Consider the following 25004-nt stretch of genomic DNA (forward strand, 5'->3'; position numbering starts at 1 on the left):
ATATACGGGTCCGGCTTCACCAGGGCGTCGGAGTCGACCGCAATATGACGACACGCAGCCAGGGAGCGCGAACTGCCATCATAGGCAGCGGCCGCGCATGATGTCCAGTCCTGGCTTGACCAAATTCGTGGACGACGTGTATAAGCACCGTCCGGCCGCCGGTATTCCGCCGTGCGGGCCCCGGCCACCCGCCTAACCGAGGCGTTCGCGGTCGACCCGAGCCGAGCCTCCGGTCCGGTTCTCGAACCCCGCCAGCGCGCGGAACGCGTCCTCCGGACGACGGGTGCGCACGAAGGTGACCCGGCCACGGTCGTCGGTGAGCTCGATCCCGAGCCCCGGGGTCAGCATCAGGGCGCGGACCCCGCGGCCGAGCCGCAGGCCGATGCCGCCGTAGGTGCGCGCGTCGGCCTCGACGAGCCGGACGTCCGTGATCCGGTGACGCGGGATCCGGCGCGGCGGGAGCGGACGGAAGTGCAGGGTGACGTGCGTCGCGGTGACGGTGAAGCCGGACCGGGCGAGCAACAGGAGCAGCCCGACGACCATGCCGAGGACGCCCGGGACGATGAGGGCGACCTCCGGCGCTTCGCCCGGCCAGCCGAGGACCGCGCCGGTGAGTCCGCCGCCTGCGGCGAGGAGCACGCTCCCGACCACGCGCATCCAGGCGGGTGCGTGCTCGCGGTCCGCGTGGAACGGACGGGAGGGACGGGTCGCCACACGGGGTCGGCTCGCGTTCGTGCGCGTGCTGGCGCTGGCGCTGGCGCTGGCGCTGGCGAAACGGTGCGTCGGGATGCTCAGGGTGTCGGCGGACAAGGGTGACTCCTGCGGTTCGGGGCCGTTCGGATTCTGCACTCCGTATTTTACATAACGAACGACATGTGTTCAACGGTCGTTCGCGGTGGGGGCGCGACGACGGCGCGGGCGCGACGGCACGCGGGTGACGGCGGTGGGGGGCGCTCGTCACGGTCGGCCGGTGTGCGGACCCGCGGCGGGGTGGGGTCCCGGCGGGTCGACGCAACCGGCGCGACGACGGGTACCGACGGTACGTGACGTCCCTTGGCATCGACTGGCAGTCCATGTGTACGCATTCATCCGCATCGCCGTGCGGCGTCGGCACCGCTGGGCGCCGCCGTGCGGTCGAGCGCCGCGGTCGGGCGTCGCGGTCGGGCGTCAGCGCAGGACGAGGGCGACGGCCTCTGCGCGGGTTCGGACCCCGAGCTTCTGGAACAGCTGGTTCACGTACGACTTCACGGTCGGCACCGTCAGGAACAGCTCGGCGGCGATCTCCGGGTTCGTCCGGCCGTCCGCGATCCGCTCGAGCACGTCCGCCTCACGCGGGGTGAGCTCGGGGAAGCGGTCGCGCAGGCCCGTCGGTGCAGCGGGCGCCGGTGCCGTGAGCTGCGCGACGAGCCGGGCCCCGATCGCCGCGTCGAAGGTCGACTGCCCGGAGGCCACCGCCCGGATCGCGGTCGCGATCTCCACCCGGCCGGCGTCCTTCGTCAGGTAGCCGCGTGCCCCGGCCCGCAGCGCGGTCGTGATCGACTCGTCGTCGGCGAAGGTCGTCAGCACCAGCACCGCGACCCCCGGGTGCTGCTCGGTGATCCGGGCCGTCGCGGTCGGGCCGTCCACGACGGGCATCCTGAGGTCCATCAGCACCACGTCCGGCGCGTGCTCCGCCACGGCGGCGAGCGCCTCCGCTCCGTCGGCCGCCTCACCGACGACCTCCAGGTCGGGCACCAGCGACAGCACGGTCACCAGGCCGTCCCGGACGATCGCCTGGTCGTCGACGACCAGCACGCGGATCACCGATCACCGTCCACGCCGCGTGCGAGCTGCTCGCCGGCGACGGGCAGGTGCATCGCCACGACGAACTCGTCGTCGGATCGGTCGGCGTCGATCGTCGCGCCGTCCGAGAGTTCCGCGAACCGCTCCCGCATGCCGATGAGGCCGTGCCCGCCGCTGGACAGCGGGTTCGCGAGGACGACGTCCACGGCGTCGCCGTCCCGGATGACCGAGAGGGACACGGGGCAGCCGGGGGCGTGCCTGCGGGCGTTGCTGAGGGCCTCCCGGCTGGCCGCGACGACGGCGGTCCGGTGGGCGTCGTCGAGGTCGGCGAGGGTCAGGTCGCCCTGCGTGAGGACCTGTCCGCCGAAGGAGCGGTGCGCGGCGACGAGGGCGGGCAGGCCGGGTGCGCTTGGTGCGTCGTTCGTCTCGGGTGCGCCGTTCGCGTCGGGTGCTTCGTTCGTGTCGGGCGCATCCGGCCTGGAGGCTCGGGTCGGCTCCGGTGCGTCGGTCCCACCGGCACGGTGGTCGCGGGTGTCGTCGTCGTCGCGCAGGGCGTGGACCGCGCGTCGGGCCTCGGCCAGGCCGTCCGCCGCGAGGGTCCGGGCATCGGCTGCCCGGCGGGTGGCCTCGTCGACACGACCGGCTTCGAGGAGCGCCTCGACCGCGTCGAGCTGCAGCACGAGGCCGCCGAGCGAGTGCGCGAGGACGTCGTGGATGTCCCGGGCAGCGCGGGAGCGGTCGGCGAGGAGCTCCGCACGTGCCTGGTCCCGTTCCGCCTGCCGCGCCTGCGCCTCGGCGAACCGGAACTGCCGGCGGCTGAACCCGACCAGGACACCGAGCACCAGACCGCCGCAGGACGCCAGGACGAACAGGACGGCGGTGCCGGCCGCGGCGGCGGACACCGCGATCTCGACCAGGGCGACGAGCACGGCGACGGTGCCGCTCCACACGGGCAGCCGCGGGCTGGCCTGGAGCACCACGACGCCGACGATCACCGGCGCGAGCATGAGCGCATCGGTCGACACCACGACGGCGGCCCCGGCGACGACCATCACGGCGGCCGCGACGACGGTCGTCCACGGGGTCCGGAGGAACTCCCGGACCGCCCACGCGGCGAGCGCCACCGTCCCGATGACCCAGACCCACGCGGGCAGGTCCATCGCGACGCCGTTCTTCACGAACCAGAACCCGACGGCGACGATGCCGACCGCGCTGAGGCTCCACCCGAGACGCGACCGCGACCGGCCTCCGGAGAGGTCGGTCGGGTCGTCGCCGGACAGCAGGGTCACCGGACCATCATGCCGCTGGCGCGGTTCGGGATGCGCTGGTCGAGGACCAGGGCGCGGGCGGCCCGGTTGATCGCGAGCATCAGCAGCACCGCGCCCGTCGAGGTGAGGAGGTGCGCTCCCATGTGACCGCCGAGCACGTCGAGGCCCACGCGCACGGCGATGAGGACGAACCACAGTCCGGCTCCGAACCACCCCGTGCGGGACTGCAGCGTGCGGCCCTTCTGGTCGGGCGTCGACACGGTGCGGAACGTCGTGATGGATCCCATCGAGAGGCCCACGGCGACCGAGATGAGCGCCTCGATGCCGAGGAAGACGATGTCCGTGGTGGTGATCGTCGCCTTGGTCTGGGCCATCACGACCACGCCGATGATCGCCATGATGAGCGGCGTCCGCCAGATGCGGGCGGGGTCGAGGTACTGCCAGGTCGCCTGGCGGAACGCGAGGAACCCGACGAGGGCGAGCCCGATGACGATGTTCGCGAGGAGCTGGACCGACATGGTGGTGGACCTTCCGTGGTGTCCGGCGGGGCGGTTCCCGGCCGGTGATCCCATCGTGGTTCGGCGGCGTCCGCGGCCCCACCACCCACGGGTGGGGACGTGGGTGGTGATGCGGTGGTGTTCGATGGGGGCATGGCTGACGCGTTCGACGGATTCAAGCTCGGTGCGGGGTTCTCGGTCATCGAGCCGGACCGGCACCGCCCCGGGTCCTTCACGCTCGTCGTCGACGGGACGCCGCAGTCGCACGTCGACCTCGAGGACCCGACGCACCTGGCGTTCGAGTACATCCGGCGGATCGGGCACGCCATCGACCTGCTGCCGCCCGGACCGATCACCGCGGTGCACCTCGGTGCCGGCGCCCTGACGCTCCCCCGCTACGTGGCCGTCACCCGCCCGGGTTCCCGGCAGCAGGTGATCGAGCTCGAGCGGGACCTCGTCGACCAGGTGCGCGATGTCCTCCCCTTCCCCCGCGGGGCGTCCATCCGGGTGCGGTACGGCGACGCGCGAGAAGTCCTGTCGAAGCTCCCGCACGGGCTCCGGGGCACCGTGGACCTGGCGGTCGTCGACGTGTTCGGCGGCTCGCGGATCCCGGCCCACGTCACGAGCGTCGAGTTCTACCGTGAGGTCGCGGCCTTCCTGTCCCCGACCGGAATCGTCGCCGTGAACGTCGCCGACGGCGCCGGGCTCGCCTTCGCGCGCGGACAGGCGTCGACGCTGCAGTCGGTGCTGCCCTCGGTCGCCGCCGTCGCGGACACCGGGATGCTGAAGGGCCGGCGCTTCGGGAACATCGTGCTGCTCGGCTCCCCCACGGACCTGCCCGTGGCGGAGATGCCGCGCCGGTACTCCTCGGACCCGATGCCGGCGAAGGTCGTGCACGGCGCCGAGCTGCGGGCCTTCATCGCGGGGGCGCCGATCGTCACCGACGCCACGGCCGTCGCGTCGCCGGAGCCGAACCGCTCCGTCTTCGGCGCGTAGCCCGGGCACCGTCCGGGTGGCGCTGCCAGGATGGGTGCTGCACGACCGCGCAGGCGCGCGACCGACGAGACGAGGATGCCCTCATGACGAACGACGACCGGAGCAACGACGACCGGACGGCCGACGGCCAGGCACCGAGCTGGGGCGAACCGCAGCAGCCGGCGAACCAGGACGCGCCCCGCTACGGCGAGCGCATCACCCCCGCGTCGGCACCGCAGTACGGCGAACAGGCACCGCAGTACGGGCAGCAGCCCCAGCAGTACGGGCAGCCCCAGCAGTCCTCCGCCGCCGCACAGGCGTCCTCCGCCAGCCCCGCGTGGCAGAGCTACGACGAGCCGAAGGCGAAGAAGAAGACCGTCGGCGTCATCGCGTTCTTCGCCTCCGTCGTCGCACTCATCGTCGGCATCGTCGGCGGCTACCTGCTGGGCACCGCGCTCGGCGCCAGCGGTGCACTGCGCGACGTCATCGACAGCGGCGGCGCCTCGAGCGCCGACCAGCAGCAGCTCCAGGACTCGCTGATGAACGGCTCGAACGCCGGCCAGCTCGCAGCGGGTTCGGTGTTCATGTGGATCGGCACGCTCTTCGGACTGTGGGGCATCGTGCAGGGCATCGTCGCGATCGCCACGAAGCGTGGCCGCGGTTGGGGTGTCTTCGCGCTGATCCTCGGCGTCGTCGCCGCACTCGTCGCGTTCTCCGTCTACATCGGCATCGCTGTCTCCTCCTCCGGTGCGGCGTCCTGACGCAGGCACTCGGAGGCAGTCGGTCCGAGGACGACGTCACGTGATCGGCGTGTGGCACCAGCCGCTCCCGGGTGACCGCGGATACCCTCGACCCTGATGTCCCTCCCGCCCGACGACCGCCAGCACAACGACCGGGACGACCGCGCCCGGGAACCGCGTCACGCGGCTCCCGTCACCGCGGGCGTCAGCCCCGGCAGCACCTTCGCGCCGATCAGCCTGCGTCCCGCCGTCGACGTGCAGGTGATCCAGGACCGCCTCCGCGACCTCGGCCAGAGTCGCAGCACGGACGCGCTCGCCGAGCGGGCCGAGCTCCTGCGCCTGCTCGGACGGCTCGACGAGGCACTGGTCCTGGCGGAAGAGGTCTTCCGCCTGACGATGTTCACGGGTGAACGGGCCGACAAGGTCGCTGCCCGTGTCCGCCGAGCCCACGTCCTGCACGACCTCGGCCGCTACGAACGTGCCGCGACCGAAGCCGCACTGGCACGGGACACGGCGACCACCGAGGAGTGGCCGGAGCTCGAGGGTGCCGCCGCCGAGATCGAGGGCTGGTCCCTGTTCGAGCTCTCCCGGTTCGACGAGGCGCGTGAGGTCCTCGGCCGTTCCTACGAGGCGTTCCGCGCGGCCGGCGCACCTGCCGAACGCACGGACGCGCTCCGCACCGCGGTCGAGGCCGCCATGCGCGCCTCGATCGCCCGGCCGGCCGCCGCTCCCGAGCGTGACCGTGCCGACGGCGCACGGCGTGACGAGGCCCCCGCAGCCGAGGACCGTCCCCGCACCGCCCGCGAAGCCGCGATGCGTCGGGAGACCGACCCGGCCACCCGCGTCGCGGAGCCGGTCAAGGAGATCCCGCCCGTCCGCCGCCGGGTGCTCGGAGCGCCCGACGCGGCCCGCACCGAAGCGGACACCCTGTGGGGCAAGCTGACCGACCGAGCCGACCGGACCCGTCCCACCGACCGCGACCGGTGACCTCGCTCGACCTCGTCCGGTCACGGGCCGACGAACTCATGCGCACACACCTCGGCGCGGGCACGTGGGCGTTCGCCTTCGACCACGCCAAGACGCGCGCCGGGCAGTGCGACTTCGCGAAGCGGCGGATCACGGTGAGCCGGCACCTCGCGGCACGGTTCTCCGACGAGGACGTCGACCAGGTGCTCCTGCACGAGATCGCCCACGCGATGAGCGGTGCACGGGCCGGGCACGGGCCGAAGTGGCGGCGGACCGCGGCGTCGATCGGGTACACCGGCTCGCGGCTGCACGACGGGCCGATCGCCAGCGAGCTCGCACCGTGGGTCGGTGCGTGCCCGGCCGGACACGAGCACTACCGCTACCGCACGCCCACCAGGCCCCTGGCCTGCGCGAAGTGCTCCCGGCGCTTCGACGAGCGGAACCTCATCGCGTGGAGCCGCCGGACCGATCCCGCACCCTCCGGCCGGGGCGCGAAGCCGGGGACCATGGCTGGCGTGTGACCCGTCAGCCCGGCCCGATGCACCCCGTCGGATCCCGGCAGCACGACCCGCGTGTGACCCGTTAGCCTGGCCGGATGCACACGGGGCAGCACATCCGCACGGACTCGGGGTCGTCGTGGTTCTTCGACGCCGGTCGGATCGCCCTCGACTTCGCGCACACCGGCGGCTTCGCCGACGATCCCCACGGTGGGCGTCCGCGCGCGCAGCTCGGTGAGCTCCTGATGACCCCGGCAGACCTCGACGAGTGGCTCAGTGACCACACCGAACCGATCGACCTCGGTGCGACCGCCCGCGAACTGCAGGACGCCCGCGAGCTCCGCGCCGCGATCGGCCGGCTCGCCGTGGCCGCGGCACCGGCGCCCGCGTCGACGGCCGCGGAGCGCACCGCGGTGGCGGCGGGCCTGCGCGCCGGGACCGGCCGCACGCGCCCCGCGCCCGACGACATCGACACCGTCAACCTGTTCGCCGCCCTGCCGGACGTGCCCCCGAGCCTCCCGGGTGGCCGTCGTCGGGCCGGAGCGAACCGTGTGCGGCTCGCACAGGCGCTCTCGAGCGTCGCGCGCGACGCGGTCGCCCTCTTCACCGAAGTCGGGTTCGACGACGTCGAGGCCGACGGCCGCCCGACCCGGCTCAGCCGGTGCTCCGCGCCGGACTGCGGGCTGGTGTTCTACGACTCGTCCCGCGGTGGCACGCGCCGGTGGTGCGCGATGCAGCGGTGCGGGAACCGGGCGAAGGTCCGGGCGCACCGCGCCCGCCGCGCGGCCGCCTGAGCGAAGCGCTACCGCCTCACCGGCGCGCTGCCGGCAGGGGCAGCGCCCGCACCCGAGTCCACCGGAGCCGCACCCGCCCGCCCGCGCCTAGGACGAACGCCAGGTGATCGTCGAGTCACCCTCGGGCGCCTCGTCGACCGGCGCCGCACGCATGTAGCTGACGGCGTCGACGGTGCTGCCGGACGGTGCGAGCAGCACCGCGCAGACGTCCGCGGTCCCGTTCCCGGTGAGCGCCTCGGCGATGGCCTTCCGCTCGAACGGGCACGCATCCTGCAGGACGTCGTTCCGGTCGCTCGCGTCGAGTGACGGCCCCGCCTGCAGCCGGTCGTCCGCCCGGAGCCCCCAGGCGTCGTTCGTCAGGTCGCCGACGGCGTCGGTGTCGAACGTGCCGCTGACCCGCTGCACGGTGAAGTGCGCCAGGTACGCGTCGTCGCCCTTCGAGCTCAGCCCGAACTGGTCCATCGCGTCCGAGGTCACCCGTTCGACCTTCGTCGCCTGGATCGCCAGCTGGCCGTGGAACGCGGAGCCGTTGAGCTTCGTCGTCACCCGGTCGCCCATGTCGTGGCCACCCTGCGCGCACCCGGTGAGCGTCGCGGCGGCGGCGATGGCGAGCACGCCAGCGCCGATCTGTCGTCGTCTCGTCCCCTGCATGGTCGCCACGGTACGGACCCGGGCGCTTCCGAGCACATCGTCGACACAACCTCGCGTCAGCCGGGGACAGATCGCACCGAATTCCTGAATTCGGGACGCCGAATCCTCTGGCATGCTGGTGCCATGACCGACACCGCCACCCCGCGCCTCGCCCCCACCGGCGATGCTCCGCGGAAGCGCGCGGCGAGCCTGACGCTCCTCGGCCCCGCGTTCGTCGCCGCCATCGCGTACGTCGACCCCGGCAACGTGGCCGCGAACCTCACCGCCGGGGCGAAGTACGGCTACCTGCTGCTGTGGGTCCTGGTCGCCGCGAACGCCAGCGCCGTGGTGGTCCAGTACCTCTCCGCCAAGCTCGGGATCGTCACCGGGAAGTCCCTGCCGGAACTGCTCGGCATGCGGATGCGGCGCACACCCCGGCTGCTGTTCTGGGCGCAGGCGGAGGTCGTGGCCGCAGCGACCGACATCGCCGAGGTGATCGGCGGCGCGCTCGCCCTGCACCTGCTGTTCGGGCTGCCCCTCGTCGCGGGCGGGCTCATCACGGGCGTGGTGTCGATGGCGATCCTCGTGCTGCAGAACCGGCGGGGTGCTCGCACGTTCGAGGTCGTCGTCACCGCGATGCTCGCGATCCTGACGATCGGCTTCTGCGCGGGGCTGCTCTTCGCGCAGGTCTCCCCCGGCGAGCTCGTGTCGGGCCTGGTGCCGCGCTTCGAGGGCTCCGAGTCGGTGATGCTCGCGGCGTCGATGCTCGGCGCCACGGTGATGCCGCACGCGGTCTACCTGCACTCGGCGCTCGCACGGGACCGGCACGGAGACACCCCGGCCGGACCGGATCGGCGCCGGGTGCTCGTGATGACGCGGTGGGACGTGGCGCTCGCGCTCATCGTGGCCGGCGGGGTGAACGTCTGCATGCTCGTGCTCGCGGCGGCGACGCTGCCCGGTGTGCCGGGGACGGACTCCATCCCGGGAGCGCAGGCGGCGATCGCGACGCACGTCGGGCCGGTGGTGGGCGTGCTGTTCGCCGTCGGGCTGCTGGCGTCCGGACTGGCCTCCACGTCGGTGGGCTGCATGGCCGGCGCGGAGATCATGCACGGCCTGCTGCACGTGCGGGTGCCGCTGCTCGTGCGGCGCATCGTGACGCTCGTGCCGGCGATCGTGCTGCTCGCGCTGGACGCGGACGCCACGATGCTGCTCGTCGTGAGCCAGGTGGTGCTGAGCTTCGGGATCGCCTTCGCGATCATCCCGCTCGTGACCTACACGTCGCGGCGGAGCGTGATGGGCGCGGACGTCAACGCACTCGGGACCCGGGTGGTGGCGTGGGTGATCGCGACGGTCATCGTCGCGCTGAACGTCGCGCTGGTCGTGCTGACGCTCACGACCTGAGCGTCAGCACGCACCGCGCGCTCGCACGCCCCGCGGCGCGCGCGCAGGTCCCCTCGGCGCGTGCGATGCGATTCGGCGTCGCACAACCGAATCCGGCTCGCACCACGGGAATCCGCGGTTCGAGCCGGTCATGGTTGTGCGACGCCGGCAGGAACCGCACGACGTCACGAACGTCACGAACGCCACGACGCCACGAACGCGCGACGTCACGTGTGGGCGCGAGCGCACCGGCTACTCGACGACGCGGACGCCCTTCCAGAACGCGACGTAGCCGCTGTAGTCCTTGCCGACACGGTCGAACGACGACGGGATCGGCGTGGGGTACGACCACGCGGCATCGGTGAGCGTCTGCCCGTCCGCGGTCACCGTGAAGTACTGGGTGTCGCCCTTCCACGGGCAGTGGTACTGCGTGTCGGTCTCGGTGAAGTACTCGGTGTTCACGCTCGACGGCGGGAAGTACCAGTTGCCCTCGATCTTGATGAGGTCGTCCTCGGATGCCTCTGCGATGACGGTGTCGCCAGCGACTGCCTTCATGGTGCGCTCCTTCGTTGGTGGGCGGTCTGCCCTGCCGGTCGGAACGCTACGCGCGGGCGCTGTGTTCCCCGGGCCGGATCGTGACGAGCTCCGGCCCCACGGCGAGCGCCGCGTTGGCGCGCTCCGGGCCGAGCTCCCGTGCTGCCTCGGACGCGGTGACGAGGTGCTTCACGGCACGCCGGAGCCCGGTGTAGGCGGCGCAGGCGGCAGCTGCCTCGGGCGAGGAGTGGTCGATCCCGACGGCGGACAGCGCGTCGATGACGGCGCCGGCACCGAGCAGGTCCTCGACCGCGAAGTCGGGTGCGTCCGGCACGTCGGCGGACTCGCCTGCGGCTTCGGCCACGTCCTCGCCAGAGTGCGCGTGGTGCGTCCCGGCAGCGATGACCGCGACGACGCACCGGTCGCCACGATCGGCCTGGAGGCTCGTCACCCGTTCCGCGACCGCCGCCGCGTTGGCGAGGTGGCCCGCCACCACCTCCGCGCCCGCGGGGAGTTGCCGGGCGACGGCGCGGTGGTCGGCGGCGTGGTCGCCTCCGGCACCCGCGGGCAGCACGTCGACCCAGACGACGAGGTGCGCTCCGATCGCGACGCGGTGGGCTCCGGCGACGCCCCATCCGAAGCGGACCTGGTACTGCTGCTGGCCTCGTTCACGCACTCCGTCACGATAACCGCTGTGGAGGACCTGTCCCTTTCCACAGGGGGCCCGCTGACCGCCGATCGGCACTCGGACCGCCAGTACGATCGACTCCCATGGAGATCGCCCCCGCACCGACCCTGACCGGTGACCGCGTCACGCTCGAGCCCCTCGGCCACGAGCACGCGGACGACCTCCGGGTGGCGGTCGCGGACGGCGATCTGTGGCGCACCTGGTACTCCTCGATCCCGGCACCGGCGCAGGTCGACGCCGAGATCGACCGCCGTCTCGCGGAACAGGAAGCGGGCCGGATGGTGCCCTTCGCGGTGCGTGACCGGCCGACCGGGCGCGTGGTCGGCTCGACGACGTTCATGGCCATCGACACCGGGAACCGCCGGGTCGAGATCGGATCGACCTTCCTCGCGAAGTCGGCGCAGCGCTCCGGCATCAACACCGAGTCGAAGCTGCTGATGCTCTCGCAGGCGTTCGACGTCTGGCAGTGCATCGCGGTGGAGTTCCGGACGCACTGGCACAACCAGCAGTCGCGCGCGGCGATCGCCGGCCTCGGGGCGAAGCAGGACGGTGTCCTGCGGAGCCACCAGATCGGCCGGGACGGCACCCTCCGCGACACCGTGGTCTTCTCGATCACGGCGGCGGAGTGGCCGACGGTCCGGCTCTCCCTGGCCGAGCGGCTCCGACGTCACGACCGCGCCGAGGGCTCCCGCCGCCGTTCCGCCCGGCACGCCTGACACCGGCACGCCTGACCCCGACACGCCTGATCCCTCGTCAGCGCAGTTCGTGTTCGACCGTCCGGTCGCCGAGCGGCTGCACGGGGCGGGCGTTCTCGACGTGCGCGGCCTCGAGGTCAGCGAGCTGGTCGGCACCGAGCTCGACCGTGTCCTCGAGCACGATCCACTGCACGCCCTCGGTGCAGGGCGGCGTCGTGAGGGACCCGGAGTAGGCGTGGTGGGAGCGCCCCTCGGGCAGCATCGCCCCGATGTCGACGGTGCTCGCGCGGCCGGCGCCGGCGGTCGCTCCGGCGACGTAGCTGTCGTACGCCGCGTTGTGCGCACCCTGCTCGGCGAGGACACCCACCACCGTCAGGGCACCCTTCCCGTCGGCGTGCACGAAGTGGAACTCGGCGTCAGCGGCCTCCCCCCGGACGGTGTGCTCGGACCCGGCGTGGAAGTGCATCTGCACGAGGTGCAGGTCCTCGCCGCCGATCCGCGTCGTCGCGCCGTCGTCCGCCGTGAACTGCACGGTGTGGCCGTTGTCCGCGGTGAGGCCCTTCGCGGGCGCGCCGGCGACGAGGTCGAGCGGGGCACCCTTCGTCGGCGCCGGCAGGTCCACGGGCGACTGCTCGGTGCCGGTGGAGCACACGTCGTACTCGTCGGACAGCGCGCCCCAGTGTTCGGGTGACCCGGCACCGTCGTAGGACCATGCGGTCCCGGCGTCACCATCGTGCGCCGCATCCGCGGTGGGCGTGCCAGCGCACCCGGCGAGGACGAGCAGCACGGCGGGTGCTGCGAGGAGGGGGAATCGGCGGACGCTCAGGCTCGAAGGGGTCATGCTGTGCAGCGTCGCAGGCTTGATATGTGAAATACCTGCGGTCGAACCGCAGGCGAGGGGTAGCGTCCGCCGCATGCACGTCGGTCTCCGTCTCGTCCTCGATGCCCCGGTGGACGCCGTCCGCGACGCCCTGATGGCTCCGGCGGTGATGGTCGGGGTGACGAAGCCGTTCCTGGTGTACCGGTCGCTCGACCCGTCGGGCTTCCCCGACCGCTGGACGCCGGGCGAGCCGCACCCGATCGCGGCGAGCGCCTTCGGCGTGGTCCCGAGCGGGGCCAGTCACGTGGACATCGACCGCTACGAGGTGGACGGCGTCCCCGTGCAGCGCGACAACGGCGGCGGCACGAGCGGCCTCTTCGCCCGGATGGCGATGCGGCACCGGATGGCGGCGACGGAGCTCCCGGACGGCAGGACGCTGCTCGTCGACCGGCTCGACTACCGGATGACACCCGCGGTCCTCGGCGTCGCGCTCTGGCCGGGCATGTGGGTGATCTGGCAGTGGCGGGCGCTCCGGATGCGGCAGCAGTCGCCCACCTGGCCCCCGGCCTGACGGGGTGCGCCGGGCGGGACACGCACGATCGGGGCGAGATGAGCCTCCCGTCCGCCGCGCAGCGGGCGTAGCCTCGACCACGTGAGCCAGACGCGCCCCGAGGAGCCGACGACCGACGACCGTGTGCACCGCACGCTGGCGACCGTGGACTGGCGTCGGATGACGTTCGACCTCTACCGCCGTGTCCGGGCCACCCCCGACCCGGAGACCGCGCACGCGATGTGGCGCGAGACCCGCGACGCGATGTTCGCCGAGCACCCGGCCAGCCCCCTCCTCGACGAGGACGCCGTGGACTTCGAGGAGCTCCCGGTGCCCGCGTACGACCCGGACTGGCGCTTCCGTGCCCGCATCGAACCCGCCGAGGAACAGGTGCTCGACGTCGAGACCGGCACCGACGGCATCGTGCACTTCGACCGGCTCGGGGTCGTCAGCCTGCCGGGCATCGGCACCCTCGACGTGTGGTCGCACGGCGGCTACGCGGGCGGCGTGTTCGTCCCGGTGAAGGACGCCAGCGCCGGGAAGGCCCGCGGGACCTACGGCGGCGGTCGCTACCTGCTCGACACGATCAAGGGCGCGGACCTCGGCGGTGACGACGGGGAGATCGTGCTCGACTTCAACTTCGCGTACAACCCCTCGTGCGCGTACGACCCGGCGTGGGCGTGCCCGCTCGCGCCTCCGGGCAACACCGTGCCGGTGGCGATCCCCGTCGGCGAGCAGTACGACTTCTAGGGCGGACACGATGTCTTCCAAGACCGGCACCGGGACGACGACCGGACTCGTGGCGATCGACGCCGGTGGACGGATCCCGCCCTTCGAACAGGTGCGCTCGCAGATCGCGGCGCAGATCACGGCGGGCTACCTGGTCGACGGGCAGCGGCTGCCGAGCGTGCGCTCGCTCGCCGAGGAACTGGGACTCGCTGCCGGGACGGTCGCGAAGGCGTACACGGTGCTCGAGGAGACCGGGCTGGTGCACACCGCTCGTGGTGCCGGCACCCGTGTCGTGCGACCCGCGGCGGTGCCGGACGCCGTGGCCGACGCGGTCCGCTCCCTCATCGCCGAGGCGAAGGCGGCCGGGCTGTCCCCGGACCAGACCGCGACGGCCCTGCGGGACGCCTGGCCCGCGTAGCGGACCGGGCCGTCGCCGCGTCGCGGAGCGGTCCGGCGCCGTCTCAGCAGTGCTCGAAGACGTACGCCTCGCTCCCGCGGGCGACCAGGTCGCGGTCGCGCAGGATCGTCATCGCCGGTCGGCTGTCCGAGGCGCAGACATCGGACCACGAACCGTCGGAGTCGTCGGAGTACTCGACGTCGATCACCCGCTGCCCGTAGGCCTTCGTGTACGCACCGCACTCGTCGTACGTCATGCACTCCTCGGCCACGACGAAGTCGAAGCCGGTGTCGCGCTTGCCCGCCGATCCGAGCTGCGGGGTGTTCTTCTGCCCGGCCGCGAGCCCGTGCTCGTGCGCGACGTCCACCAGGGACTTCGCCAGCGCCAGGTTGCCCGCTCGCGTCAGCGCCCCGTGCGAGCGCGTCCACGAGTCCAGGTTGTCGAACTCGACCGCGTCGAACCCGCGGTCGCCGCACCGGGCGATCGACCGCGTCAGGACGTGCACGATCGAGGCCCGTGCGCTCGCGCTCGACGTGTCGAGGAGCATCTCGTCCGGCCAGCCCGGGTCCGACACGGGCTTCCCGTTGTCGTTCCGGAGGATCGCGTCCGGGTACCGCTCCTTCCACATGGCCGCGTCCTCGGGCTGTGTCTGGAACCCGTTGACGTAGCAGATCGAGTACCTGCCCGAGGCCGGGTGGGCGGTGCTGTCGCGCTCGACGATCGTCACGCCGTCCGCGGGTCGGTACGCGCCGCCGAGCTGGTAGTCGGGGATGCCCGAGGTCGGCAGGTTCGTGTAGCCGTGGCCGACGTCGCCGTCGGCGTCGCTCCCGGCATCGCTGCCCACGCCGCTGCCGGCGCCCGCTGCGCATCCGGACAGCAGCAGGGCGCCCACGACGAGCACGGAACCGAGGACGAGGGACCGAGCACGCATGCCCGTGATCCTCGCACGGAGTCGGCGCCCTTCCCCGTGGAGGGGTCCAACCGCTATGCTGGACGTACTCGAGGCGCCGATCGCCTCGTGCGTCGTACGGACGCCCCCGAAACCTCCCGGTCGATTTCGACCGATGCGTATCGCGCACCACCCTCCCCCCGGAACCCGTCCGGGTCGGGGAACCGGTGCCAGGCTCTCTGCTGCGGCGACAGTGCCCGCACCGCCGTGCCTGCTCCCGAGCAGGCTCGCCCGCTCCCAGGAGCGGACACCGGCCGCGGACATGCTCCCGCCCGCGCGCTGATCCGAGCGCGCACCACGGCCGGCAACGGCCCGAAAGGTCATGATGACCAACCTCACCGAAGACATCCGCTTCGCAGATCTCGGCGTTCCCGCCCCGATGGTCGACGTCCTCGTCGGCCAGGGCAAGGAGAACGCCTTCCCGATCCAGGCGGACACCCTCCCCGACTCCCTCAAGGGCAAGGACGTGCTCGGCCGCGGCCGCACCGGTTCCGGCAAGACCATCGCGTTCGCGATCCCCCTTGCCGCCCGCCTCGCCGCGAACCCGCGGAAGCGCCGCGCCGGTCGCCCCCGCGCCCTGGTCCTCGCACCGACCCGCGAGCTCGCGACCCAGATCGACGCGACGCTCGCCCCCCTCGCCAAGGCGATGGGCCTCACCACCACGACGATCTTCGGCGGCGTCTCGCAGGGCCGCCAGGTCGACGCGCTCCGCGGTGGCGTCGACGTCGTCGTCGCCTGCCCCGGTCGCCTCGCCGACCTCATGCAGCAGGGCCACGTGCAGCTCGACGCGATCGAGGTCACCGTCCTCGACGAGGCCGACCACATGGCCGACATGGGCTTCCTGCCCGGTGTCACGAAGATCATGCAGGCGACGCCGGAGCAGGGGCAGCGCCTCCTGTTCTCCGCCACGCTCGACAACGGCGTGGACAAGCTCGTCAAGAAGTTCCTGCACAACCCGGTCATGCACTCCGTCGACGACGAGTCCAGCCCCGTCGAGGCGATGACCCACCACGTGTTCGAGGTCGCCGACGCCGACGCGAAGAAGGACCTCGTCCGCACGCTCGCCTCGGGCACCGGTCGCCGCATCCTCTTCATGCGCACGAAGCACCACGCCAAGCGCCTCGCGAAGCAGCTCTCCTCGCAGGGCATCCCCGCGGTCGACCTGCAGGGCAACCTGTCGCAGGGCGCCCGTGAGCGCAACCTCGCGAAGTTCTCCGCCGGTGAGGCCCTGGTCCTCGTCGCGACCGATGTCGCCGCCCGTGGCGTGCACGTCGACAACGTCGAGCTCGTCGTGCACGTCGACCCGCCGACCGAGCACAAGGCGTACCTGCACCGTTCGGGCCGTACCGCCCGTGCCGGTTCGTCGGGTGACGTCGTCACGGTCGTCATGCCGGCCGAGCGTCGCGACGTCGCGCAGATGATGCGCAAGGCCGCGATCAAGGTCACGCCGCAGCAGGTCACGCCGAACTCGGCGCCGGTCGCGCAGCTCGTCGGCGAGATCGCGCCGATCCGCCACGTGGCCGAGGCCCCGGTCCAGCAGCAGCAGCCGCGTCGCCAGCAGTCCGCGTCGTCGTCCTCGTCCGACTCCACGGGCGGCCGCGGCCGTGCGCGTGGTCGCGGCGGCCGATCGGGAGGCTCGGCTCCGGCCGCGCAGTCCGGCTCGGCTCCGAGCGGCTCGGGTGCAGGGCGTCGCGGCGGTCGTACCGCCGAGGCCGGCGCCGCCTCGACCGGTGGGCAGCGCCGTTCCGGCGGCAGCCGTCGCGCTTCGAGCGACGGCGTCCGTGGCGGCTCGGCTCCGGTCTGGTCGTCCGACGGTGGCTACGCCGCCGGCCGCAGCTCCGGTTCGGAGTCCGGTGGCAACCGTCGCGGCGGTGGCGGCTCGCGTCGCGCCTCGCGTCCGGCCGGCTCCGCGCGCTGACCTGCCGCCCGGGCCAACCTTGACGCGCGCTGCGAGCGTGCGAACGTCGGCGGGTACCTTCTGGTGCACCGGAGGACGCGAGAGCGATCACCGGAGACCTGTCCGCAGACGGAAGGAATTGCCTATGGCTGGCATCGATGACATCAAGAACGCTGCCGAGAAGGCAGCCGGCAAGGCCAAGGAAGCTGCCGGGAACGTGACGAACAACGACCGTCTGAAGGCCGAAGGTCAGACCGACCAGGCCAAGGCCTCGGCCAAGCAGGGCGCGACTGACGTCAAGGACGCCGCTCACGGCGTCGCCGACAGCTTCAAGGACAACAAGTAAGACCCAAGTCGGCCGTCCAGGCCGCACTGCGAAGCCCCCGGGTCCCAGAGGGAACCGGGGGCTTCGTCGCGTTCGGGGCGCTGTGGCCGCTCGCGCGCCGTGGTGCCGGCCGGCGCGGCACAACGGAAACCGGCTCGCACCACGGACGATCGTGGTGCGAGCCGGTTTGCGTTGTGCGGGTCCGATTCGCGCCGGGCGGGCGCGGCGGGCGGGGCGGGCGGCGCTAGAGCAGGGCGCCGACGGAGGCGAGTCCGGCGCGCATGAGCGCTCCGCGGCCGCCCTCCATCTCCTCGGAGACGGCGACCGAGGCGGCTTCCATCGGGCTCATCCACGTGAGTTCGAGGGCGTCCTGGCGCGGCTCGCACGTCCCCGTGACCGGGACGACGTACGCCAGGGAGATCGCGTGCTGCCGCTCGTCGGTGTACACGGAGGCGCCGGGCAGCGGGAAGTACTCGGCCACCGTGAAGGGCGCCGGGTTCGAGGGCAGCTGCGGGAACGCCATCGGTCCGAGGTCCTTCTCGAGGTGCCGGAACAGCGCGGTGCGGATCGACTCGCCGAACATCACCCGACCGGAGACGAGCGTTCGGGCGATCGAGCCGCTCGGCGCGACGCGGAGCAGCACACCGACCTCGGTCACGACGCCGAGGCCGTCCGTGCGGACCGGGATCGCCTCGACGTAGCAGATCGGCAGGCGACGGCGGACCATCGCGAGCTCGTCGTCGGACAGCCAGCCGGAGTCGGGGTCAGGGGTGCGCAACGAGGCCATGCACCGTGTCTACCAGCCGCACGGGCGAACGTGGTGGAAGGGCGCGGGGTTGGGGATGGTTGATGCGTCAACTACTGTCGGCTGCATGATCGATGCCGACGTCGTCCGCTGGACCCGCCCCGAGGCCGACCGCGCCGGCACGCCGCTGCTCGTCGCGCTGCATGGGGTGGGGTCGAACGAGCAGGACCTCCTCGGGCTCGCGCCCGCGCTGCCGCCCGCATGGACCGTCGCATCGCTCCGGGCACCGATGCCGTGGGGCGGTGGGTTCAGCTGGTACCCGCTCGGGACGCCGGGGTCCCCCGCGCTCGAGCCGGTTGACACCAGCGTCGCCGGTGTCCTCGACTGGATCGACTCCGTCGGCGCCGATCACCCGCGCATCGGGCTCCTCGGGTTCTCCCAGGGCGGGTCGATGGCGTTGCAGCTGCTGCGGGCACGGCCGTCGGGCTTCGCGTTCGCGGTGTCGCTGTCCGGGTTCGTGGTGCCCGGCGTGACCGACTCGCGTGACGAGGCCGTCGCAGCCGTGCGGCCCCGCGTGTTCCTCGGCCACGGGGACCTCGACCCGGTCATCCCGGGCGAGGCGACCGCGAGGACGGCCGCGTGGGCAGCGGCGAACACCGACGTGACCGACCGCACCTACGAGGGGCTGCCGCACGCGGTGTCGGCGGCCGAGCTGGCGGACGTGGCCGCCTTCATCGGCGACTGACGCCCTGGGCGCGACCGGACGACGGACGGGAGGCACGGTGCCAGCTGGCACCGTGCCTCCCGTCCGTGTGGTGTTGCGCGCTAGTCGGCGAGGATCTGCAGCAGGTCCTTGCGGAGCTGGTCGACCTTGGCGGCTGCAGCCTTGGTCTGCTCCTCCGTCGCACTGGTCCGGTACATGTGCAGGACGCCCATGGTCTTCCGGAGCGACTCGATGAACTCGCGCTGTGCGTCCGGGACGCCCGGCGTGGACTCCCACGCCGCGGCGATCTCGTCCGCCTTGGACTCCGCCTCGGCCTTGCCGGCGTCGGTGAGCTCGAAGAGCGTCTTGCGGCCGTCACCGGTCGAGACGACGAGGTCTTCGTCGACGAGCTGCTGGAGCGTCGGGTAGACCGAGCCGGGGCTCGGCTTCCAGGCACCGCCGGTGCGCTCGGCGATCGTCTTGATGATCGCGTAGCCGTTCTGCGGTCCTTCGGCCAGGAGACCGAGGATCGCGAGGCGGACGTCACCGCGACGGCGACGCTCACGGCCGAAGCCGGGGCCGCCGAAGCCGGGTCCGAATCCCATGCCGGGGCCGAAGCCCCCGCGTCCGCCGAACCCGGGGCCGAAGCCGCCGCGTCCGCCGTGGTCACCGCGGTCGCGGCCGGGGAAGCCGCCGTGGTGCTGCCGCGCGCCGCCGAAGCGGGGACCGCGCGGTCCGAAGCCGCGCTGGTCGCGTCGGCCGTGGTCGTCGTTGCTGGTGTTGTCGTAGTCATCGATGGGGCGCATGATGACTCCTTCCTGAGATGGTGTTCGAAGTTGGCTCGCGATGTCCCGGAGGACTCGAACGAACTGTTCCGTTCGTATCGCGATGGGTTAACGATAGATCGGTAACTATCGGTTTGTCAACCATGTCCTCCGTTGGGCTCGTTGTCGGGGGTCGCGGGCAGGATGGGGCGGACCATGACGGACGTCCTCGAGCGCTTCTCCCCGGCCACCGCCGAGTGGTTCCGCGGCGCCTTCTCCGCTCCCACTGCGGCGCAGTCCGGCGCCTGGGACGCCATCTCGACCGGACGGCACGCGCTCGTGGTCGCACCGACCGGTTCCGGCAAGACGCTGGCCTCGTTCCTCTGGTCCATCGACCGGCTCATCAGCTCGACCGACCACCCACCCGCGAAGCAGCGGACGCGGGTGCTCTACGTCTCGCCGCTGAAGGCGCTCGGCGTCGACGTGGAACGCAACCTCCGGAGTCCGCTCGTCGGCATCACGCAGACCGCGCGCCGCCTGGGCCTCGAACCGCCGGACGTCACGGTCGGCGTCCGGAGTGGTGACACCCCGTCGTCCGACCGGCAGAAGCTGCTGCGGCTGCCGCCGGACATCCTCATCACGACGCCGGAGTCGCTCTACCTGATGCTCACGTCGCGAGCGCGGGAGACCCTCGTGAACGTCGACACCGTCATCATCGACGAGGTCCACGCGGTCGCGTCGACGAAGCGCGGGGCGCACCTCGCCGTGTCGCTCGAACGCCTCGACGACCTGCTCGAGAAGCCCGTGCAGCGCATCGGGCTGTCCGCGACCGTCCGCCCGGCGGAAGAAGTGGCGCGGTTCCTCGGTGGGCGTGCGCCGGTGGAGATCATCGCCCCGCCCGCACAGAAGACGTTCGACCTCCGCGTGGTCGTGCCCGTCGACGACATGTCCGAACTCGGCGCACCCCCGGTCGGGGCCGACGCGTCCGATGCGCCGTCGAACGGGTCGATCTGGCCGCACGTCGAAGAACGCGTGGTCGACCTCATCGAAGAACACCGGTCGACGATCGTGTTCGCGAACTCCCGGCGGTTGGCAGAACGGCTGACCGCCCGGCTCAACGAGATCCACGAGGAACGGGTGACGGCAGCCGCCGACTCGCTCGTCCCCGCCGGGGTGGTGCCGGCCGACGTCGGGCTGCCTTCGGCGCGGCCGCAGTCGCCCGCGCGGGCCTCGGCGCACGCCCCCGCGCCGTCTCGACCCCCCGCGGAGATGATCGGAGCATCGGGACAGACCGCCGGCTCCCTGCCCGTCCTGGCGCGGGCGCACCACGGGTCCGTCTCGAAGGACCAGCGCGCCATCATCGAGGACGACCTGAAGTCCGGACGCCTGCGGTGCGTCGTCGCGACGAGTTCGCTCGAGCTCGGCATCGACATGGGCGAGGTCGACCTCGTCGTCCAGGTCGAGGCACCGCCGTCCGTCGCCAGCGGGTTGCAGCGGGTCGGTCGCGCCGGGCACCAGGTCGGCGAGATCTCCCGCGGGGTGCTCTTCCCGAAGCACCGGGCCGACCTCGTGCACAGCGCCGTCACCGTCGAGCGCATGGTGTCCGGGCAGATCGAGTCGATCTCGGTCCCCGCGAACCCGCTCGACGTCCTCGCCCAGCACACCGTCGCTGCCGGCGCGGTCGACACCCTCGACGTCGAGCACTGGTTCGAGCTCGTCCGGCGGAGCGCGCCGTTCAGCGGGCTGCCCCGCTCGGCGTTCGAGGCAACGCTCGACCTCATCACCGGGCGCTACCCGAGCGACGAGTTCGCCGAGCTCCGCCCGCGTCTGGTGTGGGACCGGGTGCACGGCACCCTGACCGGCCGCCCGGGTGCGCAGCGGCTCGCGGTGACCAGCGGTGGGACCATCCCGGACCGCGGCATGTTCGGCGTGTTCATGGTCGGCGAGCGGGCGTCCCGTGTCGGTGAGCTCGACGAGGAGATGGTCTACGAGTCCCGCGTCGGGGACGTCTTCGCGCTCGGGGCCACCAGTTGGCGCATCGAGGAGATCACCCACGACCGGGTCATCGTCAGCCCGGCGTTCGGGCAGCCGGGCCGGGTGCCGTTCTGGAAGGGCGACGGCATCGGTCGGCCCGCCGAACTCGGCCGCGCCACGGGTGCGTTCATCAGGGAGGTCGAGGGCGCCTCCGACGCCGATGCCCGCGCACGGGTCGCCGCCGGTGGCCTGGACGAACGAGCGGTCACGAACCTGCTGACGTTCCTCCGCGAGCAGCGCGAGACCACCGGACACGTGCCGAACGACACCACGCTCGTCGTCGAGCGGTTCCGCGACGAGCTCGGCGACTGGCGGCTGATCCTGCACTCCCCGTACGGCATGCAGGTGCACGCGCCGTGGGCCCTCGCGGTCGCGGCACGACTGCGGGAACGGCACGGGATCGACGGAGACGCCATGGCCGCGGACGACGGCATCGTGGTGCGGATCCCCGAAACCGACGCCGAACCGCCCGGTGCGGACCTGTTCGTGTTCGAGCGGGACGACCTCGAAGCGCTCGTCACCGACGAGGTCGGCGGCTCCGCGCTGTTCGCCGCACGCTTCCGCGAGTGCGCGGCCCGTGCGCTCCTGCTCCCCCGGCGCGACCCGGGCCGGCGCTCCCCGCTCTGGCAGCAGCGGCAGCGTGCCTCGCAGCTGCTCGAGGTCGCGCAGAAGTACCCGAGCTTCCCGATCGTGCTCGAGACGGTGCGCGAAGTGCTGCAGGACGTGTACGACGTGCCGTCCCTGCTCGGCATCGCGGACGAGATCGCCCGACGGAAGATCCGGCTCGTCGAGACCGAGACCGAGCAGCCGTCCCCCTTCGCCCGGTCGCTGCTCTTCGGGTACGTCGCCGCCTTCATGTACGAGGGCGACTCCCCGCTCGCCGAGCGCCGTGCGGCCGCGCTCTCGCTCGACTCGACGCTCCTCGGGGAGCTGCTCGGCCGGGCCGAACTCCGGGAACTCCTCGACCCCGCCGTCATCGCCTCGACCGAACAGGACCTGCAGCGGCTCTCCCCCGACCGTCGTGCCCGGGACACCGAGGGACTGGTCGACGTGTTCCGGCTGGTCGGTGCGCTCGACCTCGACGAAGCCGTCGACCGCAGCTGGCTGGCTGACGCCACGGATCGCGATGCCGCACGCGACACGGTTCGGACGACGCTCGAGTCACTCGAACGCGACCGCCGGGTGCTGTCCTTCTCGCACGCCGGAGCGACCCGGTGGGCCGTGATCGAGGACGCCGCCCGACTTCGTGACGCCCTCGGGGTGCCGCTGCCGATCGGCGTGCCCACCGCGTTCATCGAGCCCGTCGCCGATCCCCTCGGCGACCTGGTCGGCCGGTACGCCCGGTCACACGGACCCTTCGCCGCGCAGGACGCCGCATCCCGGCTGGGCCTCGGCATCGCCGTCGTGCAGGACACCCTGCGCCGACTCGTCGCCGACCGTCGCCTGGTCGAGGGCGAGTTCCGCCCGGACCGCCAGGGCGCCGAGTGGTGCGACGCCGAGGTGCTCCGGCGCATCCGCACCCGGTCGCTCGCGGCACTCCGCCACGAGGTCGAACCGGTCTCGCCGGACACCCTCGCCCGCTTCCTGCCCGCGTGGCAGCACGTCACCGTGCCCGGCACCCGCGGCGGACTGCGCGGCATCGACGGCGTGCTGCAGGTCATCGACCAGCTCGCCGGTGTCGCACTGCCCGCCAGTGCCTGGGAGACGCTCGTGCTGCCCGCCCGGGTCTCCGACTACGCACCGAACATGCTCGACGAGCTCACCGCCACCGGGGAAGTCCTGTGGTCCGGCGGCGGCACGCTGCCCGGCAACGACGGCTGGGTCCGGCTGCACCTGGCCGACACCGCGCCGACCACCCTCGCGGAACCGGCGGGCGACGAGACCACCGAGCTCCAGCGGGACGTGCTCGGCGCCCTGGCCGGCGGCGGAGCGTACTTCTTCCGGCAGCTCGGCCAAGCCGTGGGCAGCACCGACGACCAGGCACTGACGACCGCGCTGTGGGACCTCGTGTGGGCCGGGCAGATCACCAACGACACCTTCGCACCGCTCCGGTCGATGCTCGGCGGCAAGGCCCGCTCGAGTGCGGCGCCCCGAACCCGCGCGTACCGCGGGCGTCGCCGTCCGACCCTCCCGACGCAGTCCGGTCCACCGAGCGTCGGCGGGCGGTGGTCGCTCCTGCCGCTGGCCGAGGCCGACGCCACGGTGCGGGCCGCCGCGACCGCGGAGCAGCTGCTCGAGCGGTACGGCATCGTCACCCGCGGCGCCGTGCAGGTCGAGGGCGTCCGGGGCGGCTTCGCCGGTGTGTACCGCGTGCTCGCCCGGTTCGAGGAATCCGGTCGTGCGCGCCGCGGGTACTTCATCGAAGGACTCGGAGCGGCGCAGTTCGCGACCTCGCCGACGATCGACCGGCTCCGGACCTACGCGCGGGACCTCGACGACGACGAGCGGGCGAACCCGGACCGCGCGAGAGAGGTCCTGACGCTCGCGGCGACGGACCCGGCGAACCCGTACGGGGCGGCGCTGCCGTGGCCGACGGACGCCGTCGACCCCGACGCACCTCCGGTCGAAGGGGCGAAGTCGCGGGGACACCGGCCCGGTCGCAAGGCCGGGGCGCTCGTCGTGCTCATCGACGGGGAGCTCGGGGTCTACGTCGAACGCGGCGGCAAGTCCGTGCTGACGTTCACCGAGGACCCCGCCGACCTCGCCGCCGCCGCGACCTCGATCGCCGCCACGGTTCGGAGCGGCCTCGGGAAGCTCTCCGTCGAACGGGTGAACGGCGTGTTCGTGCTCGAGTCCCCGTTCGGTGCAGCGCTGCGCGCCGCCGGGTTCACCGCGACGCCGCAGGGGGTGCGGCTGCGTGCCTGAGGGCGACACCGTCTACCGAGCCGCGCACCGGCTGCACACCGCACTGGCCGGCAAGGTCCTCACCCGGAGCGACTTCCGGGTGCCCGCTTTCGCGACGCTCGACCTCGTCGGACGCACCGTCGACGAGGTCGTCCCGCGCGGCAAGCACATCCTGCACCGCATCGGTGACCTCACCGTGCACTCGCACCTCAAGATGGAGGGGCGGTGGGACGTCTACGCCCCGGGTGACCGGTGGCGACGCCCCGCCCACCAGGCCCGCGCGGTCCTCGACGCGTCGGACGTGTCGACGGTCGGTTTCGCCCTCGGGGTCCTCGAGGTCGTCCCGCGCGACGAGGAGTCGGAGATCGTCGGGTACCTCGGTCCGGACCTGCTCGGGCCCGACTGGGATGCTTCCGTGGCCGAGGCGAACCTGACGGCGGACCCCGCGCGGCCGGTCGGGCTCGCGCTGCTCGACCAGCGCGTCCTCGCGGGGCTCGGGAACGTGTACCGGAACGAGCTCTGCTTCCTCCGCGGGGTGCTGCCGACGCGGCCGGTCGGCGAGGTCCAGGACATCCCGCGGATGATCGCCCTCGCCCACCGGCTGATCCTGGCGAACCGGGACCGCAGCGCCCGGGTGACCACGGGCGTCGACCGTCCGGGGTCCCGCTTCTGGGTCTACAACCGGCGGGGGAAGCCCTGCCTGCGGTGCCGGACGCCGATCCGGGCGGGCGAGCTCGGCGACTCCGAGCTCACCCTCCGCGACACGTACTGGTGCCCGCGCTGCCAGTCCTGACCGCCGCG

The 25004-nt window shown here is 72.7% G+C and carries 26 protein-coding genes; 15 read left to right on the forward strand and 11 right to left on the reverse strand.

Going from position 1 to position 25004, the window contains the following annotated elements; all coding sequences use genetic code 11:
• Positions 1-192: 192 nt before the first annotated feature.
• The 4 genes from EDF55_RS10160 to EDF55_RS10175 all read right to left on the reverse strand — a co-directional run bounded on the left by EDF55_RS10160 (position 193) and on the right by EDF55_RS10175 (position 3568).
• Positions 193-810: a hypothetical protein gene (locus EDF55_RS10160; RefSeq protein WP_123654851.1), complete on the reverse strand. Its 618-nt coding sequence runs from the start codon at positions 808-810 to the stop codon at positions 193-195.
• Between the two features lie 357 nt (positions 811-1167).
• Entirely contained in the window at positions 1168-1803 is a 636-nt protein-coding gene (locus EDF55_RS10165) for a response regulator transcription factor (RefSeq protein ID WP_123654852.1), read from the reverse strand.
• Positions 1800-3071: a sensor histidine kinase gene (locus EDF55_RS10170; RefSeq protein ID WP_123654853.1), complete on the reverse strand. Its 1272-nt coding sequence runs from the start codon at positions 3069-3071 to the stop codon at positions 1800-1802. Before EDF55_RS10170 ends, EDF55_RS10165 begins: the two co-directional genes overlap by 4 nt.
• Complete coding sequence (locus EDF55_RS10175; RefSeq protein WP_123654854.1) at positions 3068-3568, reverse strand: hypothetical protein; 501 nt, start codon at positions 3566-3568, stop codon at positions 3068-3070. The genes EDF55_RS10170 and EDF55_RS10175 overlap by 4 nt, the downstream gene beginning before the upstream one ends.
• A gap of 132 nt (positions 3569-3700) precedes the next feature.
• Between EDF55_RS10175 and EDF55_RS10180 the strand changes: the two genes are divergently transcribed.
• The 5 genes from EDF55_RS10180 (at position 3701) to EDF55_RS10200 (ending at position 7519) form a co-directional block, all read left to right on the forward strand.
• Complete coding sequence (locus EDF55_RS10180; protein ID WP_123654855.1) at positions 3701-4543, forward strand: spermidine synthase; 843 nt, start codon at positions 3701-3703, stop codon at positions 4541-4543.
• Between the two features lie 83 nt (positions 4544-4626).
• Positions 4627-5283, forward strand: a complete 657-nt coding sequence (locus tag EDF55_RS10185) for a DUF4064 domain-containing protein (RefSeq protein ID WP_123654856.1) — start codon at positions 4627-4629, stop codon at positions 5281-5283.
• 96 nt (positions 5284-5379) lie between these two features.
• Positions 5380-6249, forward strand: a complete 870-nt coding sequence (locus EDF55_RS10190; RefSeq protein WP_123654857.1) for a hypothetical protein — start codon at positions 5380-5382, stop codon at positions 6247-6249.
• Positions 6246-6749 carry a SprT-like domain-containing protein gene (locus EDF55_RS10195; RefSeq protein WP_123654858.1) on the forward strand — a complete coding sequence of 168 codons (504 nt, stop codon included), beginning with the start codon at positions 6246-6248 and terminating at the stop codon, positions 6747-6749. Before EDF55_RS10190 ends, EDF55_RS10195 begins: the two co-directional genes overlap by 4 nt.
• Positions 6750-6823: 74 nt before the next feature.
• Entirely contained in the window at positions 6824-7519 is a 696-nt protein-coding gene (locus EDF55_RS10200) for a CGNR zinc finger domain-containing protein (RefSeq protein ID WP_123654859.1), read from the forward strand.
• Between the two features lie 87 nt (positions 7520-7606).
• Here EDF55_RS10200 and EDF55_RS10205 read toward each other — a convergent pair whose 3' ends face one another.
• Positions 7607-8170, reverse strand: coding sequence for a hypothetical protein (locus EDF55_RS10205; RefSeq protein ID WP_123654860.1), 564 nt, complete (start codon positions 8168-8170; stop codon positions 7607-7609).
• 123 nt (positions 8171-8293) lie between these two features.
• On the opposite strand from EDF55_RS10205, the gene EDF55_RS10210 reads away from it, so the two are divergent.
• On the forward strand, positions 8294-9550 hold the full coding sequence (locus EDF55_RS10210) for an Nramp family divalent metal transporter (protein ID WP_123654861.1): 1257 nt from the start codon (positions 8294-8296) through the stop codon (positions 9548-9550).
• 231 nt (positions 9551-9781) lie between these two features.
• Here the strand turns inward: EDF55_RS10210 and EDF55_RS10215 are convergent, their stop codons facing one another.
• Both EDF55_RS10215 and EDF55_RS10220 read right to left on the reverse strand, forming a co-directional pair.
• A complete protein-coding gene (locus EDF55_RS10215) occupies positions 9782-10084 on the reverse strand; it encodes a DUF427 domain-containing protein (RefSeq protein ID WP_123654862.1) in 303 nt (100 codons plus the stop codon).
• Between the two features lie 46 nt (positions 10085-10130).
• The gene (locus tag EDF55_RS10220; protein WP_123654863.1) at positions 10131-10739 is read right to left on the reverse strand and encodes a hypothetical protein; all 609 of its coding nucleotides are present in this window, start codon (positions 10737-10739) and stop codon (positions 10131-10133) included.
• 95 nt (positions 10740-10834) lie between these two features.
• Between EDF55_RS10220 and EDF55_RS10225 the strand changes: the two genes are divergently transcribed.
• Positions 10835-11467: a GNAT family N-acetyltransferase gene (locus tag EDF55_RS10225; RefSeq protein WP_123654864.1), complete on the forward strand. Its 633-nt coding sequence runs from the start codon at positions 10835-10837 to the stop codon at positions 11465-11467.
• 37 nt (positions 11468-11504) lie between these two features.
• Here EDF55_RS10225 and EDF55_RS10230 read toward each other — a convergent pair whose 3' ends face one another.
• A complete protein-coding gene (locus EDF55_RS10230; protein WP_185017307.1) occupies positions 11505-12287 on the reverse strand; it encodes a carbonic anhydrase in 783 nt (260 codons plus the stop codon).
• A gap of 73 nt (positions 12288-12360) precedes the next feature.
• On the opposite strand from EDF55_RS10230, the gene EDF55_RS10235 reads away from it, so the two are divergent.
• From EDF55_RS10235 to EDF55_RS10245, 3 genes are all read left to right on the forward strand, one after another.
• Positions 12361-12837 carry a hypothetical protein gene (locus EDF55_RS10235; RefSeq protein WP_123654866.1) on the forward strand — a complete coding sequence of 159 codons (477 nt, stop codon included), beginning with the start codon at positions 12361-12363 and terminating at the stop codon, positions 12835-12837.
• A 159-nt stretch (positions 12838-12996) separates the two neighbouring features.
• Positions 12997-13566 carry a DUF1684 domain-containing protein gene (locus EDF55_RS10240; protein WP_123655419.1) on the forward strand — a complete coding sequence of 190 codons (570 nt, stop codon included), beginning with the start codon at positions 12997-12999 and terminating at the stop codon, positions 13564-13566.
• Positions 13567-13576: 10 nt separating this feature from the next.
• Positions 13577-13963: a GntR family transcriptional regulator gene (locus EDF55_RS10245; RefSeq protein ID WP_123654867.1), complete on the forward strand. Its 387-nt coding sequence runs from the start codon at positions 13577-13579 to the stop codon at positions 13961-13963.
• A gap of 43 nt (positions 13964-14006) precedes the next feature.
• On the opposite strand, the gene EDF55_RS10250 is transcribed toward EDF55_RS10245, so the two are convergent.
• Positions 14007-14873 (reverse strand): endo alpha-1,4 polygalactosaminidase, encoded by an 867-nt coding sequence (locus tag EDF55_RS10250; RefSeq protein WP_123654868.1) that lies wholly within the window; start codon positions 14871-14873, stop codon positions 14007-14009.
• A gap of 343 nt (positions 14874-15216) precedes the next feature.
• Here EDF55_RS10250 and EDF55_RS10255 point away from each other — a divergent pair, with 343 nt between their 5' ends.
• A complete protein-coding gene (locus EDF55_RS10255; RefSeq protein WP_123654869.1) occupies positions 15217-16809 on the forward strand; it encodes a DEAD/DEAH box helicase in 1593 nt (530 codons plus the stop codon).
• Positions 16810-16933: 124 nt separating this feature from the next.
• The gene (locus EDF55_RS10260; protein ID WP_123654870.1) at positions 16934-17134 is read left to right on the forward strand and encodes a CsbD family protein; all 201 of its coding nucleotides are present in this window, start codon (positions 16934-16936) and stop codon (positions 17132-17134) included.
• A 223-nt stretch (positions 17135-17357) separates the two neighbouring features.
• Here EDF55_RS10260 and EDF55_RS10265 read toward each other — a convergent pair whose 3' ends face one another.
• Positions 17358-17900 (reverse strand): NUDIX hydrolase family protein, encoded by a 543-nt coding sequence (locus tag EDF55_RS10265; protein ID WP_123654871.1) that lies wholly within the window; start codon positions 17898-17900, stop codon positions 17358-17360.
• A gap of 85 nt (positions 17901-17985) precedes the next feature.
• On the opposite strand from EDF55_RS10265, the gene EDF55_RS10270 reads away from it, so the two are divergent.
• Positions 17986-18603: an alpha/beta hydrolase gene (locus EDF55_RS10270; protein ID WP_123654872.1), complete on the forward strand. Its 618-nt coding sequence runs from the start codon at positions 17986-17988 to the stop codon at positions 18601-18603.
• Positions 18604-18683: 80 nt separating this feature from the next.
• Here the strand turns inward: EDF55_RS10270 and EDF55_RS10275 are convergent, their stop codons facing one another.
• Positions 18684-19367 (reverse strand): PadR family transcriptional regulator, encoded by a 684-nt coding sequence (locus tag EDF55_RS10275; RefSeq protein ID WP_123654873.1) that lies wholly within the window; start codon positions 19365-19367, stop codon positions 18684-18686.
• A gap of 174 nt (positions 19368-19541) precedes the next feature.
• Here EDF55_RS10275 and EDF55_RS10280 point away from each other — a divergent pair, with 174 nt between their 5' ends.
• The gene (locus EDF55_RS10280) at positions 19542-24224 is read left to right on the forward strand and encodes an ATP-dependent helicase (RefSeq protein ID WP_123654874.1); all 4683 of its coding nucleotides are present in this window, start codon (positions 19542-19544) and stop codon (positions 24222-24224) included.
• Positions 24217-24996, forward strand: a complete 780-nt coding sequence (locus EDF55_RS10285; RefSeq protein ID WP_123654875.1) for a DNA-formamidopyrimidine glycosylase family protein — start codon at positions 24217-24219, stop codon at positions 24994-24996. Before EDF55_RS10280 ends, EDF55_RS10285 begins: the two co-directional genes overlap by 8 nt.
• Positions 24997-25004 lie beyond the last annotated feature (8 nt).

The organism is Curtobacterium sp. ZW137 (genome assembly GCF_003762905.1).
GTDB lineage: Bacteria > Actinomycetota > Actinomycetes > Actinomycetales > Microbacteriaceae > Curtobacterium.